Source organism: Paenarthrobacter sp. C1, from assembly GCF_049315185.1.
Classification (GTDB): domain Bacteria; phylum Actinomycetota; class Actinomycetes; order Actinomycetales; family Micrococcaceae; genus Arthrobacter; species Arthrobacter nicotinovorans.
Map to the genome: position 1 here is coordinate 2,072,180 of NZ_CP186052.1, position 18,966 is coordinate 2,091,145.

At 63.0% G+C, this 18,966-nt stretch carries 13 protein-coding genes and 1 pseudogene; 6 read left to right on the forward strand and 8 right to left on the reverse strand.

What is annotated here, in order from left to right:
- Positions 1-82: 82 nt before the first annotated feature.
- Both ACNAOU_RS09715 and ACNAOU_RS09720 read right to left on the reverse strand, forming a co-directional pair.
- Complete coding sequence (locus tag ACNAOU_RS09715; protein WP_422758533.1) at positions 83-763, reverse strand: toll/interleukin-1 receptor domain-containing protein; 681 nt, start codon at positions 761-763, stop codon at positions 83-85.
- A 1,987-nt stretch (positions 764-2,750) separates the two neighbouring features.
- Positions 2,751-3,233, reverse strand: a complete 483-nt coding sequence (locus ACNAOU_RS09720) for an Lrp/AsnC family transcriptional regulator (protein ID WP_422758534.1) — start codon at positions 3,231-3,233, stop codon at positions 2,751-2,753.
- A gap of 99 nt (positions 3,234-3,332) precedes the next feature.
- Here ACNAOU_RS09720 and hisC point away from each other — a divergent pair, with 99 nt between their 5' ends.
- Complete coding sequence (gene hisC, locus ACNAOU_RS09725) at positions 3,333-4,466, forward strand: histidinol-phosphate transaminase (RefSeq protein WP_422758535.1); 1,134 nt, start codon at positions 3,333-3,335, stop codon at positions 4,464-4,466.
- Positions 4,467-4,726: 260 nt separating this feature from the next.
- Positions 4,727-5,020, forward strand: a complete 294-nt coding sequence (locus tag ACNAOU_RS09730) for a thiamine pyrophosphate-binding protein (RefSeq protein WP_422758536.1) — start codon at positions 4,727-4,729, stop codon at positions 5,018-5,020.
- Between the two features lie 313 nt (positions 5,021-5,333).
- Here the strand turns inward: ACNAOU_RS09730 and ACNAOU_RS09735 are convergent, their stop codons facing one another.
- Both ACNAOU_RS09735 and ACNAOU_RS09740 read right to left on the reverse strand, forming a co-directional pair.
- Entirely contained in the window at positions 5,334-5,585 is a 252-nt protein-coding gene (locus ACNAOU_RS09735) for a hypothetical protein (RefSeq protein ID WP_422758710.1), read from the reverse strand.
- Positions 5,586-5,628: 43 nt separating this feature from the next.
- Positions 5,629-6,124 (reverse strand): annotated as a pseudogene (locus tag ACNAOU_RS09740) (M55 family metallopeptidase); the annotation flags it as partial.
- Between ACNAOU_RS09740 and ACNAOU_RS09745 the strand changes: the two are divergent.
- The 4 genes from ACNAOU_RS09745 to menC all read left to right on the forward strand — a co-directional run bounded on the left by ACNAOU_RS09745 (position 6,005) and on the right by menC (position 11,785).
- Positions 6,005-6,244, forward strand: coding sequence for a hypothetical protein (locus ACNAOU_RS09745; protein ID WP_422758711.1), 240 nt, complete (start codon positions 6,005-6,007; stop codon positions 6,242-6,244). The pseudogene ACNAOU_RS09740 and the gene ACNAOU_RS09745 sit on opposite strands and share 120 nt — an antisense overlap.
- 159 nt (positions 6,245-6,403) lie before the next feature.
- A complete protein-coding gene (locus ACNAOU_RS09750; protein ID WP_422758537.1) occupies positions 6,404-9,793 on the forward strand; it encodes a serine hydrolase in 3,390 nt (1,129 codons plus the stop codon).
- A complete protein-coding gene (locus tag ACNAOU_RS09755) occupies positions 9,790-10,674 on the forward strand; it encodes a hypothetical protein (protein ID WP_422758538.1) in 885 nt (294 codons plus the stop codon). Before ACNAOU_RS09750 ends, ACNAOU_RS09755 begins: the two co-directional genes overlap by 4 nt.
- Positions 10,655-11,785, forward strand: a complete 1,131-nt coding sequence (gene menC, locus ACNAOU_RS09760) for an o-succinylbenzoate synthase (protein ID WP_422758539.1) — start codon at positions 10,655-10,657, stop codon at positions 11,783-11,785. The genes ACNAOU_RS09755 and menC overlap by 20 nt, the downstream gene beginning before the upstream one ends.
- A 9-nt stretch (positions 11,786-11,794) precedes the next feature.
- Here the strand turns inward: menC and ACNAOU_RS09765 are convergent, their stop codons facing one another.
- From ACNAOU_RS09765 to ACNAOU_RS09780, 4 genes are all read right to left on the reverse strand, one after another.
- Positions 11,795-13,462, reverse strand: coding sequence for a PucR family transcriptional regulator (locus ACNAOU_RS09765; protein ID WP_422758673.1), 1,668 nt, complete (start codon positions 13,460-13,462; stop codon positions 11,795-11,797).
- A 129-nt stretch (positions 13,463-13,591) separates the two neighbouring features.
- A complete protein-coding gene (locus tag ACNAOU_RS09770) occupies positions 13,592-14,470 on the reverse strand; it encodes a GNAT family N-acetyltransferase (protein ID WP_422758540.1) in 879 nt (292 codons plus the stop codon).
- A gap of 5 nt (positions 14,471-14,475) precedes the next feature.
- The gene (locus tag ACNAOU_RS09775) at positions 14,476-15,609 is read right to left on the reverse strand and encodes a M20 family metallopeptidase (RefSeq protein WP_422758541.1); all 1,134 of its coding nucleotides are present in this window, start codon (positions 15,607-15,609) and stop codon (positions 14,476-14,478) included.
- Positions 15,606-18,953 carry an LpqB family beta-propeller domain-containing protein gene (locus tag ACNAOU_RS09780; protein ID WP_422758542.1) on the reverse strand — a complete coding sequence of 1,116 codons (3,348 nt, stop codon included), beginning with the start codon at positions 18,951-18,953 and terminating at the stop codon, positions 15,606-15,608. Before ACNAOU_RS09780 ends, ACNAOU_RS09775 begins: the two co-directional genes overlap by 4 nt.
- Between the last annotated feature and the right edge of the window lie 13 nt (positions 18,954-18,966).

Below are 18,966 nucleotides of genomic sequence, written 5' to 3' on the forward strand. Positions count from 1 at the left end.
TCTATAAAGGGGCCCACGGTGGGCTCTTCCGCCAGTCAACGAGTAAGAGTGCATGGCCAGCGTCGATTTCCAGGGTCAGAGATCACTCCCGAGCGCTACTTGCTCTAACCACGTCAGCTATGTCATCCGCCATTTCTTCGATGGTCTTCAATGAGGTGTTTAGAGCAAGGATCCCGGCGAGTAAGGGGGAATGCGTCATGACTTCGTCCTTGGAGACGCGGTGCCAAATTGGAAGGATCAGGTTGTCGCCAGATTCCATTTTGCGCCCGAAGAGACTGTCCAGCTCGGCTTGGGTCCATTGTTTGCTAAAGAATTCGGGAGAGATGACGACCACACCGAACCGACATCCTGCGATTCCTTTTTCGATCTCTTGTCGAATGCTCTGACCGAGCTTGATCTTCAGTTCATCGAACCAAACAGACAGTCCGCGACTTTGTAACGCCTCCATTAGCGGCCGGGCGATTTCGTCTTTGTCTTCGCTGGCGTGTGAAAGAAACACATCAAACGAGGGTGACAGGTTCTGCGAATCCTCGACAGGAGACCTTAACTTGGCTGGAACCCGGAAATGCGCAGCGGCTCTCTCATTATTTATGCCTAGCTCGGCCAGAGCCTTATTTTGCTTGTCCTGCTGTTGCTTTTCATACTTGTTCTGCGTCGCATATATTTTCGAGTCGATATCTGCGATCTTCTTCTCCAGATCGGCACGCTTCTTCTCAGTGTCATTGGCAGATTTGGTCGCTCGCACAGCCTCAGCTAGCTTCATTCTGATCGTTGATTGACTTGAAGAACGGCTCGCCGCGCTATTTGCGTCGGCGGCCTTCTTCCGTTGGGTAGCGACGGTCGCAGAGGCCCGAGCGATCTCATTTCTGAGCCTACTCGCGTCACTTCGGTACCTGCGCAAATCACTTTCGTAAGACAACGATCCTCCTGTATAAGTTCGGGCTGACTTTGGTCAAGCATGGCAGACACAACCGACATTCTGTCTCCAACGAAGGAAGGCCGGACTCTTCGCAGCTCCGCCAAACTCTTTCGCGACTCTGCCAGCACGGGCCAATGACTATTTAAGGAACGGCCAGCAAAGAAGCCGGAGACCCTTGGATGCTCCGTGGCGTCAGCGCCTTTGGTTGGGTGCCCGGCCGCACTCAGTGCAGATGGGATGGAAACGTCGCAACGGCTTCGTTCGGCGGTCATAACTTCAGGACCAACCGTGCACCCAATGCCACCATTTCCGGGAGAGCCTGGAAGCTGTTGGTAGCCAGCACTATGCGTTGTTCCTGGCCATAGTGGGGAGTCGGAGCTGCAGTAGCTCGGGGCCTTGTTGCCTAAAGTGCCCAGTCCAGCTTCCGCCCGCGGCGCCGAAGCCTCGAGTCTGGGGAACATGTAAGGTGTCGGTCGCTGGCATGATTTTTCCCGTCGGCGGCTGGTTGGATGGTGAGGCCCGAGTTCGACGGCGACGCCTACGCTGTGAGGGCTTTCCTCTGCGTGATGCCGTGGCGCCGAACCAATCTGGTCAAGGACGCATTCCCAGGAGTTATCGGAGCAAGGTCATGCGGATGCGGTTAGGGTAAGTCATAGAATCATGAAAGGGGGTGACTCGATGAAGGCTTTTCGCCCGCGTATTTTTTGTAAAATTCCAGCCCGTCCAACCCCCGGCTTAGAGTTCGCGGCGTCGTCGGGGACGTCGTCTTGGACGTTCCGGGTGGCCTGGGTTGAGGGACAGAAAAGAGAGTGTGGACATTGTCCACACTTTCCGGCCCGGACTGCCTCGTACAGCCGCCGGACTGGCCCGGATTCCGCATGTTTCCGGCACTGCCCAGCAATCGCAAGGCCCAGAATCCCGTTCGAGTCCCACCTCGGGCACGGCATACCCCCTCATCAGAGGGGGTTTTTGCTTTAACGTGTGTACATTCTGGTTGGTCAGGTCCCTCTGACACTGGCCGCGGGGTGTGCCTGGCGCCGCGGGTCGCCTGTTTGGTTGTGGGGAGCGGGGTCAGGGTCGTGGCTGGTGAGCGCTCCGCCTGCTCTGAACTGGGGCTATGGGTTCCTCTCGTGGTGCGGCCGGGTAGGTCGTGGTTGGCCTACACCTCTTCATGGGTAGGGGGATTGAGCGCAACATGACTTCTAGGTTCGTCGTCAAAGATCCGAGTTTCGACTCGTTCCTGGCGTAGGGAGACTTGCCGGGCGGCCGCTTTGTCAGGCCAAAGGGGGTGTGGACATTGTCCACACCAAGATCTTCTTTATTGCGCCTGCTGGCGGCCATCAGCTCTCCACCTTGGGCCTACATCTGCTCATGCATGTGGATGGCCATAGCCGCGGATGCGGAGGAGCTCTGCATGTGCAGTGGCCACTCCACGGTGTGGGTTCGGAGGCAACGGTGGGCCGAGTGCTATCAAATGGGTCTTGGCCGTGTCATTGAAGCGCTCTACGAATTTAAGCCGGACGGGGCCCCGACGCAGATGACCGCTCCCAGGGGTGCCTCCGGAACACTGCAGCTCACTCGGATGTTGGCCGAGCACGTCGACGCGGACCAGTCTGCGGATATGTCACCTTCTGTCTTGTTGTAGTCCGAGTTTCTCATCAGATGGAATCTGGCAATTCCACGCCTAGCCTCGGAACAACGAGCTTTCTACTGTTTGCGCCTCACAGTAGGGGGCATTGCGGCCAAGGACGTCAACCGTCATTGCTTTGCTACGGCTTGGCGCTCGAGCCGCGGCTGGGGCGTCGTCCCCGGAAGCAAGCAACGTCCAATCTCAACGGTCCTGACGCGCGAGACGCTCCAGGAGCCCTTCCATTCGGGTGGGCATGACTTCAAGCACCGAGATCACCGTACTGGTGCGTTGAATGCCCTCCAGACGCAGTATCTCCGTGTTGATCCGGTGGAAATCCGTGGTGTCCCTCGCCAGGACTTTGGCCACCAAGTCCGCGTCACCTGTGGTCGCATGGACCTCCACAACCTCGGGAATCGTGAACAGCCCGCTCTCCACCAAGTGACTCTGCGTCTGCATTACCGAGATCGAAACCAACGCCGTCAGGGTGTATCCAAGGGCGCTGCCTCTTAGTCGCCGAGTGAAGGAACCGAGTGCCCCACTGGCTTCGAGCCGTGCCAAACGTGCGTGAACTGTATTCCGGGCCACGCCAAGAGAGCGGGACAAAGCCAAGGCGCTTGCATCAGGCTCCGCGTCGAGGGCGAGAAGGATCCGGGCGTCCAGACGATCAAGCTGAGAAGTGTTCACTTGTGCATACTTTCAGTAAAGACCATGACCTGTCTACAAAAATACCAACGTAAAACCCATGTATTGCACATGCCTCCCAACGTCTGGATGATCGCGGACATGAATACTTTGACTGACAGCGCTGCACCGGTCGGGAACGGCCTCCCCACCCTCCGCCCGGAAGTCGCTTCGCTTCCCAGATATGTGCCCGGTGTCCGCGCCGAAGGGCCAGATGTTGCAGCACTGGCAAGCAACGAAAGCCACTTTGACCCGCTGCCTTCGGTGCTGCGAGGAGTCTTCAGCGCTGCGAGCACATTGAACAGGTACCCCGACGCCGGATCGTTGATGCTGCGTGCGCGGCTTGCCGAGCATCTGGGCGCGACCATGGACGAGGTCGCCGTCGGGCCTGGAAGCCTGGGAGTGCTGAACCAGATCATCTCTGCATTCTGCCGGCCGGGGGATGAGGTCATCTTTCCTTGGAGGTCTTTCGAGGCCTACCCGCTTGTTGTCCAACTAGCCGGCGCAACCTCCGTTCCCGTGCCGCTGCGGGATGACGAGAGCCATGACCTGAATGCAATGCTTGCGGCTGTTACTGAGCAGACCCGAGTCATTATCATTTGTACGCCGAACAACCCCACCGGGGTTCCGGTCCCTCACTCAAAAATCGAAGAATTCCTCGGACTAGTCCGCTCCGACATCCTTGTGGTGATCGACGAGGCCTACATCGAATTCGCAACAGCCGCGGACACCCCGGACACACTTGCTCTCTACCGTGAGCATCCTAACGTGTGCCTGCTTCGGACCTTCAGCAAGGCATACGGTCTGGCGGGCCTTCGAATCGGCTACGCCGTGGCCAGCCGCGATATCGCCGAGGGACTGCGTAAGACCGCTCTGCCCTTCTCCGTGAGCGCCTTGGCACAGGAAGCTGCGATCGCCTCCTTGGACGCCCAAGACGAGATACGTGACAGGGTAAACGCTGTGGTTAAGGAACGGGAACGGCTCCTGCCAGCACTTCGCGCCGCGGGGTACAACATTCCCGACAGCCAAGCGAACTTCCTGTGGTTGCGCTGTGACGACGATGCGCGTGAAAAGCTCGTCGCCGACTTCAACGCCGCGGGGATACTCGTCAGGGGATACGCCCGCGACGGCGTCAGGATTTCCCTGGCGGACGCTGAAGCGAACCAAGGCGTCCTATCACTGCTCACAAATCAAAGCCCGAAACTCACCGCTGACGCAAACCTTGCCCGCACCTAATCCGGCGGGCACGGGCCCACGCTCCGGCCGACAACATGCGAGCCAAGCCAAGCAGGCAACCACAATTTACTAAAGGACATGACATGACTACTGTCACCCAAGCCACAGTCTCCACGGCCGTCGCTGACGTACTGGCCGAACGGGTCGGGCACCTCTTTGGCCTGATGTGAAACGGAGACGCCCATCTGATCAGCCACTTGACCAAGCAGGGTTTTCCGTTCACTCCTGTATGACGTAGGAGGCAACCGTTGCCATGGCTGATGCCTTCTACCGCGCAACGGGCCGTATTGCTGCTGCCCACTACCTACGGAGCGGGATTCACCAACGCCTATACCTCGCTGGCCGAAGCCCGACTCGCCCGCATCCCGCTGGTCCTCGTCGTCGGTGACGCACCCGCCAGGCCCTCGCCCTTTGATATCGAGCAGAAGAGCGCCGTCGAAGCAGTACGGGTCAAGACGCTTGTTGCAAATCCAGAGAATGCCGTCGTGGTAACACAACGGGCCTTCGAACTGGCCTTGCGTACCGTGCAGCCCGTGGTACTTGCCATCCCGTAAGACCTAGTCACTGCACCTTTGCTGGAGCAAGTCGAACTTGATCTCCTACCCGCCAAGGCGGCCTGGACAGCCGATAGCGTTTACGACGAAGTGCGTTCCGAAGTCAATGAATCCCCAGGACACGTAGCTGGACGTGCCGCCGTCGCGAACGCGCTGATGCCCGCAGCGTCCGCGAACTGGACGAAACTTCCGCACTCGATACATCGGGGGAGTTGTCGTATAGGGACTGATTGTTCTGGTTATCGTTCTGAGCCTCTTGTCGCACCCATGTTATAGGGGAGCGGCGTCTACTCCCGGCGAAGCTACGGCATTTCTACTGTAGCCAGCGCCGCATGAAAAGAGCTGCCTTCGCGTTCATGGCGCTCAAGGCGAGCTCATAGAACACGACGACAAGTCCGAGGACTTGGTCCGCATCTGTTACGGTGCATTCGACCGAGCGGTCGCTCGTGCGTCGCGCACCCGGAATTGACATGGAAAGCTCGGCGGCGGTCGCCGTCGGCATATCCACAGAAACCGTGAACTGCTTTGGCAGTTCCGGAACTGTGAGAGTTGCCGCGTTGCCCACGACGCGCCGCGGCTTCGCGAATGGCGTCGCGAGCCACGTAAGGCGCAAACGATGCGGTGGACGTGTAGCCGTGCGCGACTTTGACCTCGACTGTCTCGATTCCCGCGATCTGCTCGCGTGCGATGCGGCAGATCACGTCGTCGCCGCTGACGGGCCCGACGGGAACCCCGAGTGAGGTCGCGTACATGGCGTCGACCTCGGCCTCCGAGATCACCGCACCGTTCACCCGCACCTGAGTGAAGTGGCGCGAAAGGTGTGCGCAAGAACCCCGTACTCTCCTGCGGGGGCGTGGTAGCCAATGAACGAGGCGACGTCGCAATCCGAGGTAAGTACCTCGCCCATGCACTGAGCCTTCGGACTGCCGAACACGACGATTTCCCGGGGGTCCAAAAGCTCGTGGACGAGGTTGTCCATGTGCCGTGCGAATCGTTGATGACAACCTCATCCGCACCGCCATCGAGGGCGCCCGCGATTGCGGCGTTCGCCTCAAGCGTCATCAATTCCTGCGCGCGCGGATAGCCATGGCCGCCACGGGCCACCTGGTCATACGTCGCGATGCCAGCGACGCCCTCCACGTCGCTAGAGATGAATACTTTGAAGTTCACGAGGTCTCCTTCGAATGTGGGGCGTGGGGCGCGCCGACAGGACTGCGCCTATGAAGTTTCAGTATTGCGGCGAAACTCCCAGCCGCACCTGAGCCTAGGAAACGAAACAGGGCGTCAGAATTGTTCGATCCGACGAAGTGCGGGGGCGGTGAAGCGTCGAAGGTAGAGGGACAAGACATCAGTGGAGTCAACGCCATGAGAAGGGGAATCACCGTGACGCCCAACACCTTTACGAACCGCCCGCTTGAGCTCGAGGATATGGCGCGCTTCGTGGTTCCAGCCGAGACAGCGATCTCGCCAGATGGCATGCTCGTGGTTTTCACCCGCACGGAAACCTTGAACGGCAACGCGCACAGCTCACTCTGGGTGGTCAGCGAGGGCTCCGAGGCCCGCCCTCTGACGAGCGGCCCGGCCGATTCCGCGCCGCAGTTCATTCCCGATGGCTCCGCAGTTCTCTTCCTTCGAGCATCCGACGGACCGGCCCAGGTGTACCTGCTACCAATCGGAGGCGGCGAAGCGCGGGCCCTGAGCCGCGCCGCCGACTTCCCCCGGGGCGTTGCAGCCGCACGCGTCAGCCCCGACGGCCTGCGCCTTGCAATCACCGCCCCGGTTTCGCGCAGCGCAACGGTATCGGCGGTGGAAGAGCCGATCGTGATCGACAGGCTCGGCTACAAAACCGATGGACTCGGCTGGAACGCTGCCGTTCGACAGCACATCTTTGTCAGCGAGATCGCATCCGGCCGGGTGCGGCGCCTTAGCGACGGCGACTGGAACGCGAGTGAGGCCAGCTGGTCGCCCGACGGCCTGCTGATCGCCTTCACGGCCGCCATTGAACCGGACAGCGACCTCGATTGGACGAGCGGCGCCTACGTGCTCGACGTCGACGCCAAAATGCCGTCGCCGCGCCGCGTCGGTCAGGCCATGAGCGTGACCGGCGCCCTCACATGGTCACCGGATGGTGGCTCCGTGATCGCGGTCGGGAACCACGCCCCGCGCACCGGCCACGCCGAGCTCCTTCGTCTTTACGTCGGCACGGATACGGCCGACACCTCGCTCACTGCCCCGCTGGATCGCAATGTCATGGCCGGCTTCCCGGCCTACCCGGGCGGCCGCCCGGCGTTTCGTGCCGACGGCTCCGAAGTCCTCTACTGCGCACGGGACCGTGGCTGGACGCGGCTTCACGCAGTCGCCCCCGATGGCACGGGCTCACGGGCACTGGTCGCAGGGCCCCACCAGGTGGTCTCTGCCCTGTCCGTGGCGTCCGCCAGCGAACGTGTCGCTTTCGTACTCACCACCCAGCAGAGCCTGGGTGAAGTCGTGACGTTCGACTTGTCGACGGGAGTCCTCACAGTGCTGACGGGATTGCGCGAGAGCACCCTGGCCGACATTGAGCTGTTCGAGGCCGAAGAACGCGAGTTCACCATTTCGGATGGCACGCGCATTCATGGCTGGTTACTCTCGGCCCCGGACACCGATGGTGCGGCACCCCTGCTGCTGGACATTCACGGCGGCCCCCACAACGCCTGGAGCGGTGTCGCAGACGGTGTTCATCTGTACCATCAGGTCCTGGCAGCGAAAGGCTGGCGCATCCTGATGGTGAACCCACGCGGCTCGGATGGCTACGGGGATGCCTTCTACCGGGCCGTGAACGGGGCCTGGGGTACCGCCGATGAACGCGACTTCCTCGAACCGATCGACACGCTCGTGGCTGAGGGTCTCGCCGACCCCGATCGACTCGCCGTGACCGGCTACAGCTATGGAGGCTTCGGCACCTGTGCGCTCACGGCGGCGACCACGCGATTTGCAGCGGCCGTCGCCGGTGGCCTGATCTGCAATTTCTCCAGCATGGCCGCCGATGGCGAGCACGCCGCCTTCTTCTCCGAGATGAGCACCGGAGTTGCGCCACTGGGACACTACGGCGCGCTCCTGGACGGCTCTCCGATCGCCCGGGTCACCAATGTAAAAACGCCGACCCTCATCCTGCACGGGGCCCAGGACGCAAGCTGCCCCGTCGGGCAGGCAGAGGAATGGTTCAAAGCTCTGCGCCTGTCCCATGTGCCAACACGGCTTGTTGTCTACCCGGGCGGGAGCCACCTGTTTATCCTGGACGGCCCGATCGAGCATCGTATCGATTACAACCGTCGTCTCATCGAGTGGCTCGAAAGCTACGCGCGGCCCGTCTCGCCTGCGCGGCCGCGCGGTCTCACCGCGACCGGTCGCGGTGCCGGCTTCTGGCGCCGCCGCCTGGACGTTCTCCGCACACGCTACGGCGTCACGGCTGCACAGTTCGGCATCGTGCGGCTCAACGAGAACGGTGCCCCGATTGAGCGCACCACGGCGAGCTCGGGCGTGCTTGATACAAGCTCTGGTGTATCCACGACGGATGAGGCACTGTTCCAGATTGGCTCTATCACCAAGGTCTGGACAACGGTTCTCATCATGCAACTCGTCGATGAGGGGCGCCTGGATTTGGATGCTCCGGTGCAGAGCATTCTGCCCGATTTCGCCCTCGCGGATTACGCCACCGCTGCCGCCGTCACCGTGCGACACCTGCTGATTCACACCAGCGGCATCGATGGGGATCTGTTCACCGACACCGGCCCCGGCGACGATTGCATCGAGCGTTACGTCGAGTCGCTGAAGAGCGCCAAACAGGTACACCCGATCGATGAGCGCTTCTCGTACTGCAACGCAGGCTTCGTCGTCGCGGGACGGATCATCGAGGTGCTTCGGGACTCCACTTGGGATGCCGCGCTACAAAAGCACATCATCGGCCCCATGGGACTCGAACACACGATCACCCTGGCTTCGGACGCCCCACGCTTCGCCACCGCAACGGGGCATTCCGGATTCGGCGATGCAGCCGTGCCGGTTCCGAAGTGGTCGATTACGCGTTCCATGGGACCTGCCGGCCTGATCACGGCGAGCATCGGGGATCTGCTCAGCTTCGCCCAAACTGCGCTCCGTGGCGGTGTTGCACCCAACGGCAATCGCATTCTCTCCGCCGAATCGGCCAAAGCCATGGTCGAAGAGCAGGTGAGTTTGCGCGCAGTGTCGCCCTCGACCACTGGCTGGGGGCTCGGTTGGTTCCTCGAAGACTGGCAGGGAACATTCGTCTACGGACACGATGGGGGCACCATCGGGCAACGCGCCTACCTCCGAGTCTTCCCGGAGGACGGGTTCGCGCTCGCGTTGCTGACCACCGGAGGCCAGTCGGATGGCCTCTACCGGGAATTGTTCGGCGATGCCGCCAGTGCCATGTCCGCGGCTCGGATTCCGGCTGCCTTGCAGGCGAACTCGAACGAAGCGTCCACCGCGCTTGCCGGAGAGATTGCCCTGACACCACGCAACTACGCGTCTGGCGGAGCGGCGCTCACATTCGAGAGCGCCGAGAATAATCCGCGGCTTACCATGCGCGAACTCACCGACATTATGCAGAACGGCGCGGAGCCCGAAGCAACCACCCTCAAGCTTGTGCCTGCCACCGAGCCCGGCGTCCTGCTCTTCACCACGCCCGATACCGCGGGCTGGGCACAATTCCGTCCGCTGGAGAAGGGCGCCTACCTTGGTTACCGCTACATGCCCCACGGTGACGCCTCGTGATAAGTAGATTCCCTACGAACGAGGCCAGTCGCGACAAGGTCGCCTCACTTGCCCAGGCCGAGGCAGAGTCACTGGCTGCGGCCAGCGGCGTCAGCATACGCATCCTGCACGAGCCCGCAGACATGGAGCTGGCCTCAGCTCTGCTCACGACAATCTGGAAGGCTGAGGGAAACAAGCCGCACATTGACCCAAGCATTCTCATCGCGCTCGCCCACGCGCACAACTACGTGGCAGGCGCTTACAGCGGCGCGGAGCTGATTGGCGCATGCGTCGGGTTCTTCCACCCGCCGCCCGACCGGGCGCTGCACTCACACATCGCGGGTGTCCGGGGCGGGAGCGCCGGCGCCGGAGTTGGCAAGGCCCTCAAACACCATCAGCGGGCCTGGTGCCTCAGCCGCGGGACCGACACCATAACGTGGACCTTTGATCCGCTCATTGCCCGCAACGCCTACTTCAACATCCACAGGCTCGGGACTGCTGCCATGAAATACTTGCCCAACTTTTACGGTCAGATGACAGACAGCATTAACCGCGGCCAGGACACCGACCGGATGCTACTCGCCTGGGATCTGCTGCGGGAGTCCGGTGCCGGCATCCCGCCGGACACCCCGGAGCCGGAAGCCTGTGTCCTGCACAACGAGGACGGCGTGCCGCACCTCAATCTCGAATCCATAGGTTCAGCGCAGCGCGTCCGGGTGGAGATCCCCTCCGACGTAGAAACAATGCGGATCGAGCATCCCGATCGAGCCGCTTGCTGGCGTCCCGCGCTCCGTGAAGCCCTCGCAACACTCATGAACAACGGCTGGCAGGTCACCGACTTCGCCCGCCGAGGACACTACATTCTCGAAAGGACCCCCGCCCGTGCGGATTCTCAGCATTGACCTCATCGATATCAACCTGCCCCTCGTATCACCGTTCACCACCTCGTTCAGCACCCAAACCTCGCGTTCACCACTGCTCATCAAGGTGACGGCCGCGCACAATGGCTGTGAGGTCACCGGCTGGGGCGAGTGCGTCGTCCTCGACGAACCAGTGTACTCACCCGAGTACCTCGATGGCGCGCGCGAGGTGTTGCGGCGCTTCCTGATTCCTGCGCTCTACGCCTGGCAGAATGAGGGAAAGGTGCTGACCGCCGAGGTTGTCGGTCACGTCCTCGAGCACGTTGTCGGCCACCGCATGGCGAAGGCTGCGCTCGAGATGGCGATCCTCGATGCCCAGCTGAGGGCGACGGACATCTCCTTCGCCACATATTTCGGCGCGACTGTGGACACGGTCCCCTCCGGCGTTTCGGTCGGAATTCAGAAATCAATCCCGGACCTGCTTTCCGCGGTAGGCGACTATGTCGACCAGGGGTACGTGCGCATCAAGCTTAAGATTCAGCAGGGCTGGGACATCGAGCCCGTCCGTGCAGTGCGGGAGCGCTTTGGTGATATCCCGTTGCAGGTAGACGCGAATACCGCCTACCGGCTCGTCGACGCCCCGCACCTGCGCAAGCTCGACCCCTTCAACCTGCTGCTGATCGAGCAGCCGCTTGCTGAGGACGATCTGCGCCAGCATGCCCTCCTCGCCCGTGAAATCTCGACACCGATGTGCCTTGACGAGTCGATTGTCTCTGCCGCCTCCGCTGCCGACGCCATCGCGATGGGAGCTGCAGCAATTATCAACATTAAGCCCGGACGCGTTGGCGGATACCTTGAAGCCAAGCGCATTCATGACATCGCCGTGGCCCATGGAGTGGCTGTGTGGTGCGGTGGGATGCTCGAGACCGGAATCGGCCGTGCGGCAAATGCCGCACTCGCCGGCCTGTCCGGATTCACCTTGCCCGGAGACATCTCAGCATCCGACCGCTTTTACACACAGGACATCACCGAACCCTTCCGCCTCGAAGGGGGCCGGATCCGGATCCCTGACGGCCCGGGCATCGGTGTCGACCCGATCCCTGCTGTACTCGCGGAGGCGACGACAGCGACCGTCACTGTCGCCCCAAGGTGAACCTGGACGCTACAGCGAGCGTTCGCCGTCGGTAAGTAAGCGCAACTGAATCATGGCTGCGAAGCGCGCTTCCGGGTCGTTCAGGTCGATCCCACCAATGGCGGAAAGCCGGCGCAGGCGATAGCGGAAGGTGTTCTGGTGGGTGTACACGAGCGCGGACGCCGCAGTAACGTCACCGAAGGCATCCAGCCAGGCACGGAGAGTTTCAACGAGTTGTGCGTTACGCGCCCGGTCGTACTCAAGGAGACGTGCGACCGGGCCGCTCGGGCGGTCGCCGCGAGCGGCCGCGAGGTCTCCGAGCTCGACGAGAAGCGCCTCAACCTGCACATCGTCGAAGATCACGACCTGCGCATGCGACTTACCGAGCTGAAGCACGCGCAGGGCGCGATCCGCGCTGACTCGGGAAGTGGGGATTGCCGCATGGTCGTCCGCGATTGTGCCGATGCTGAGGAACAGGCGCCGGTCGCCGCCGAGGCGCGCGAGGAATTCGTGGGCAACTCGAGCGGCGCGTCGATCGGCATCCGCTTGCCCCGGGCGAACGCTGACGACGCCGTAGACAATGTTGCCGATGAGGGCGGCCGCGGAGCGGGGGTATACCGCACCCAGATGCATCGAGAGGGCGTCTGCGATGCGTTGCCGTGTGGCGAGTAGGCGCGCTTGTGCGGCCCCTCCCTCCCCGGCCTCCCCGTCCTCTTCCGAATCTGCGGCAGCGAGCGCCAGCACCACACAGCGGTGATCGGTGAGGCGCAAACGGGAGGCGGCATCGGCCGCGCCCGGCCCGCCCTCAAGTACCGTGGCCAGTAGATCGGCCCTGAGCCTGCGCTCAACGTCGGCGCCGGCGCGGATCCGCAGCATCTGCAGCGCGACGATCTTCGCGGCATCCTTCAGCGCCCCGACCCGCTCTTCGGGCATTGATTCGCGCACCGCAGCCCAGATGGAGCCGAGAATCTCGTCCCCCGCACGCACCGCGATGGCCACCCGGGGGTAGGAGGCCGTTTGGGCGTCGACGTCGACGGGAGCGACCAGGATGGGCTCGGTGCTGCGATACAGCTCGCGGAACACGCCGCGCTGTTCTAATTGGCGCAGGTAGCGCTCGGGAACCTGACGACCGAGGATAGTCTCCACACGGGCAGGGTCGGCTTCGTCTTGCTGGCCGGAGAAAGCGAGCACCCGGGAGTTTCGGTCCTCGATCGTGACGGGAGCATTGAGGAGCGTCGAAATTGCATTCGCGAGCGAGAAGAGATCACCGGCGGGCATCCCACCGAGACCTTGTGGTCCGCTCTCCCCGACATCGCCCTCCGCGATGAGCGAGCGCAGCATCGACGTGAGTTGGGCCCAGGATGCACCGCGGGTCAGCGCGAGCACGGGAATGCCGGATTCTTCGGAGGCGCGTATGATCGCCGGGTCTGCACTTACTGGCGCCCGGAGAACGAGGCCGGCGGCATCTTGCGTGGCGAGTGTTGCGAGCAGCTCGACGATCTCCTCGGTCTCGCGCATCCCAACGCCGAGCACGAGCGCACCGTGTGAGGGAAGCGCATCGTCGAGGGAGTCGTGGATGATGACCGTCTCGATCTGCTTCTGCCCTTCCGCGTTTCCGCAGACGAGCTCGAGAAGGGTCGTTCCGAGGTCTTCGAGCACCCGGCCAAGGCTTGAGCGCGGCCGCTTCGTCACTGACATGATCACGCCCCCCACATTACGGGCGGACGGAACGAATCTACGCTGTTGTACACGACGAAATACTACTCCGGTTTCGTCGGGTTTTACGGAGTCGGGACCGACTGTATCAGGGCGATCGGGGCACCCGGGCTAGGACCGCGCCTGGGTGTCGATGACATAGCGGCGCGAGGAATCGAACCCGAGCACACGCCCACCATCACCCATGAGCGCACCAAGGCTGTGGCGCAGGGCGGCCCGCCATCGCGAAGCGGTCTCCGGCCGACTGCGGCGGAGCTCCTCGATGTCATTCGGGAGGCGAACCAGCACGAGCGCCGCATCGGTTTTTCGCACGGTCGGCTCGTCGTGCGCCGAGGGTTCGAGCAGCGTCCTGGCGTCATCGGCACTGTGTTCGCCCGGTTCGGGAGTCGCAGGCTTTCCGTAGCAGGCCGCAGCCACTCTAGCCGAGAGGAGATCCCACGTTACGAGTAACCTGTCGGTGTCATCGCCACCGTTGAGAACATCGTTCATCTGCCCGTAGTAGTTGTGGTGGTAGGTGTTCGCGCGGGCGCCGAGCTTCACGAGGTTGAAGTGGGCATTGCGGCTGATGAGCGGGTCGAAGGTCCACGAAATCTCATGGATACCCTCGCCCAACGCCCAAGCACGTTGGTGGGCTTTGATCGCGAAGCCGACATTGCGACCACGCATTTGACCGTCGACACCCGCGATGTGGCTGTGCAGTGCCTTCTGCGAAGGTGCGGCAAAGAACCCCAAGGATGCTCCGACCAGCTTGTCGCCGTCGTAGGCTCCAGCGAGATAGCTGCCCGCTTTGGATATTGCCCGCAGGGTTTCCGTATTGACCGGCCTCTGAATGCCATCCGAGGTCCAAATGCGCCCAAAAAGCGCCACTACCTCGGAGAATTCCTCAACGTGGTGAAGCAGACGGATCGTGATGCCCGCGGAGTCCGCTGCGGCACGCGCCGCATGACGGGCGTTCTCGACGAGGTCTTCGCTTGCTCCGATGGCGCTCATTGGGGTCATCGTGCCGATTCCGATGCTGTGGGACCCGTCTGCGCAAACTCGTGGATGAGTTCGGCGATGAGCGCGTGGACAAGGCGAGTACGTTCGAAAAATGCGCTAACGAGCGCGTGTTCGTTGATCGCGTGAGCACCACCACCCACTGCGCCGAGACCGTCGAGCGTTGGGACGCCGATCCCGGCAGTGAAGTTGCCATCGGAAGCTCCGCCGACAGAGGCGCTCTGGAGACGGCCGATCCCGAGCTCCTCAGCCAACCGGCTGGCGCGGGCGAATAATTCCATCGCGGCCGATTCCTCAAGGGGCGGGCGGTTAGCCCCACCGGTGATGTTCAGCACGGCATCCGGTAACCTCGCCGCGAGCGCGCCAATTGCGGTGTCCACCCTGTGTTGTTCGGCAAGCGTGCGTACGCGCACGTCCACCGCGAAGCTGGAGGCGGCCGGGACGGTGTTTGTGGTCGTGCCGGAGCGCAGCAATGTCGGCGTGACCGTCGTACCGAGGGCCGCGTCGCCGAGGCTGGCGACGGTAAGGATCTGATGCGCAGCCTCGATCGAAGCGTTGACACCCCGCTCGGGCTCGAGGCCGGCATGCGCCGCCCGCCCCTGCACCACGACCTCATAGAGTGAGACGCCCTTGCGGGCAACCTTGAGGGCGCCCGCGTCGGCCGATGCTTCGAGAACCAGGGCAGCGCCGCATCCATGGGCCTCGTCTTCGATGAGCTGCCGGGAGCTGGGCGAACCGAGCTCCTCGTCCCCGGTCACCAGGAGACTCACGCCCTCGCGGTTCGGAAGGGCCGCGATGGCATGAAGCGCCATCACGAGTCCCACCTTCATATCGAAAGAGCCTGGCCCGCGCAGCACGTCGCCGTCGATCTCAAACGGATGCTCGATGAGCGATCCAATCGGCCAGACCGTGTCGTGGTGGCAGAGTACGAGAACCCGGGGGATCCCGAAGCGCCAACGCAGGTGCGTGCGCCCTTCGATCACGATCCGCTCTGGTGGGCAGCCGAACAGCCGTTTCCCGATCTCGGTAATCGTGTCCGCGCTGCGGGCGATCGCAACCAGGTCTGTGGAGGGCGACTCGCATTCGATGACTGTACGCAGGTCTTCGAGCATCTGATTGGTGTCGACGTTCACGACGCAACCTTGGGCATTGCCCGGGCACCGAAATGCACGTACTGCTCGCCGGTCGGCAGTGCATAGAAAACCAGGGAGAGCCACCCCTGGGTGCCGGGCGCCCGGAGCGCGAATTGGCCATCGCTTACCGGCGTCAGGGTGTACTCTTCTACGGGATTCGGCAGGGAATTGGCGACGCCGCCGCTTATGGTCGTGCGCATGCGAACATCCTCTTCCTCCTTGAAGATCTCCATGAGGAGACCGGAACGCTCGTAGGTACCGAGGTACGCCGACATGTCGCCGTTGTAAGGCTCCGTTGGCGGGCCGAACGATCCCGGAATCGAAATCCCGGCCAGCTCGCCGAAAATCTCGTTGTAGAGCTCGACGTAAAGGTCCCGTGTGTGGCCGCCGTTGGTGAGCAGCGTCACGGCGATGCCGTCTTCTGGCAGGATGCGCAGGAAGGCCGCCTGGCCGATGGTGTTGCCGTCGTGACCGTAGAGACGCTTTCCGCCCCAGTCGAAGCGAATCCAGCCCAGGCCCCATGAATCGCCGAGCACGTACGGGTCGGGAACGTCACTTTGGTGCGTGGTCATGAGTTCGGCGCTCTCTGCTGAGAGAATGCGGGTGCCGTCCGTCGCCAGCCCGGACCTCAGATGCATGCGGGCGAACTCGAGCACGTCTGCCGCGCTGGCATCGATGAGCCCGGCAGGGCCAAGGGAACGTGGAAGTGACCACATCGGGGCGAGAAGGGGGCCGTTCTCATCGGCGCCCACATGGCCGGCGGCGGCACGGTGGAGCAGAGCCTCCTCCGGCAGCGTCACAGTGTGCTTGAGGCCCAACGGTGTGAACAGGCGATCGCGAAGGGCGTCATCCCAACTAAGGCCGGTGAGCTTCTCGATCACGCGGCCCATGACTGCGTAGCCGGAGTTGCAGTACGAGAAGGTCGCCCCGATGGGGTGGTTCTGCTTGACCTCGGAAAGCGCATCGACGTATTTTTCGAGGCAGTCGTCGCCACGGCCGGTGTCAGTGAAAACGTCGCCGTCTATGCCGCTGGTGTGGGTCAGCAGGTGGCGCATCGTCACGGTCTTGCTCACCTCGGCGTCAGCGACCCGGAACTCGGGCACCACGTCGATGATCGGAGCATCGAGGTCGAGCTTGCCCTCGTCGACAAGCTGCATGATGACGGTCGCCGTCCATACCTTCGAGATCGAGCCAATCTGAAAGACGGAGTCGTCAGTGGTCTGGACACCGGTGTTGATGTTGAGAACGCCGTGACTTGCGAGGACAGGCTCCTCGCCGAGGCGCAGGATGCCGAGCGTGGCCCCAGGAACTTTGTGGGCGGCGGCCAGCTCGCTCAGGCGCTGCTGCCAGTGTGCGGCGTTGAGGGCTTTCTTGCGAACGGGGGCGCCGGCGGCCGGAGCATAGCGCTCCACCCAGTCGACGATGCGCCGGTTCCAATCGGCGCGGTGCGAGGGCGGCCCGCTGAAAATAAAGAGGTGCGAGCCGCCCGGGTAGAGCGCGAGTTCGCTTGGCACATCCTGTTCGCGGAGGGCGGTGAACCACTGCTCGGCCTGCCCGACTGGGCAACGGTGGTCCTCGCCGCCCTGCACGATGAGGGTTGGAGTGCGAACCTGGCCCACCTGGCTGTAGGGCGATTGCGGTGCAAGCTGTTCCGGGTTCTTCCACGGCAGGGCACCGCTCTCGAGGCGCGACAGGAAGTGGCCGAGATCCGATGTACCCGCGACGCTCGTCAGATCGGAGATAACCCCGCCGGCGACAGCAGCGGCGAAGCGGTTGTCGCGCGAGGTGAGATAGCAGGTGATAAAGCCGCCGTAACTGTAGCCGGTGACGGCGAGGCGTGCTGGGTCGGCAACACCCTCGGCGATGAGATCGTCGATCGGCTCGAGAAAGTCCTTGGCGTCGCTCGTGCCCCAGGCGCCGAGAACTCCGCGGAAGAAGTCGTTGCCGTAGCCGTCGCTTCCACGTGGGTTGATCGTGAGCACAGCCCATCCGCGTGCAACGAGTTCGTGGTGGTAGGCATGGACGGGGTCAGCGGCCCCGCTCCACGCATTGTGCGGCCCGCCGTGAACATCGAGCAGGAGTGGGAGGGGGCCGGTGCGTGCCGGGTCGCGGCGCAGCCAGCCGTGTACGACGACGCCATCCGAGATTGTGAAGCTCCGTGCCTCGGGGACGATGACGCCGGTCTCCTCCGGCGAGTAGCTGGTGAGAACTGTAACCGTGCCAGAGCGCAGGTCGACCGTAGATACTTCACCGAAGGACGATTCCGTTGTGAGGACGAAAGCGGCGGTGTTACCGACGACGGAAACGCCCGATACGTTGGCCGCTCCACCGACGATGACACGCTGCGCTTGACCGGCGATGCCCGTAGCGTAAAGGTGGACATATCCGCCGTCGCGGAGGCAGAAGAAGACGGTCTGGCCATCGGAACTCAGCTGCGGGCGAGCACCAGGGTACCCCGGGCCTCCCGGCATGACATTGCGGTCGAGGGCCGAAGTGATGTCTCGCGGCGTTTCGCCGTCGAGGGGAAGGAGCAGCACGCTAGCGTTTCCCACCTCGGCGTCGGTACGCCCGACGGCGATAAGAGAGGTTGCATCAGGCGTCCAGCCGGTGACGGAGAGCTGCACATCGGCGGCACCCACGAGGCGCGGCCGGGCATTGGCATCACTCGAGGACGTCACGTATGCGGCCACCTCGAAGGTGAGGTCTGAATCGGCCTCTTTGCCCGTGGAGAAGGCGATCCTTTCGCCGTCCGGCGACCACACCGGATCGCCAGCGTGCCAGTCGCCACGGGTCAGCTGCGTGATCTCGCCGTTGCCAAGGCTCACCACATGGATGTGCCGGCGCAGCGTGCCAAGGAAGCCCGCGCCGTCGGCCTTGTAGCCAAGCCTGTTGGTGACGATCGGTGCTGTCCGGCGCTTCGCGACGTCATCGCTGCCTTCGCCCGGCAGCGCAGCAGCGTCGATGGGGCCGGAGAACGCGATGCGTGTGCCGTCGCCACTCCACACGGGGGCGCCAGCACCGAGAGCCTGGGTCGTGACCTGCTCGGCTTCGCCGCCGCCGATCGGCAGGACCCAGATCTGAGGCGGACCATCCTGGGCGCGCAGGAAGGCGAGACGTGTCCCATCCGGGCTCCACGTCGGTGTCGAGTCGGAAGTTCCCCGGGTCAACCGGCGCGGTTCGCCGCCGTCAGCGGCCACGAGCCACAGCGAACGTTCGTCGCGGTCTTCGGCGCGGTTGGTGGTCTTGAGAACATAAGCGATGGTGCCGCCATCCGGCGACAGAGCGGGCTGCTCTGGGAGCTGCGTGGCAACGAGGTCGTCGATGCTTACACGTTGTTGTGCCATCTTGTGGGTCTCC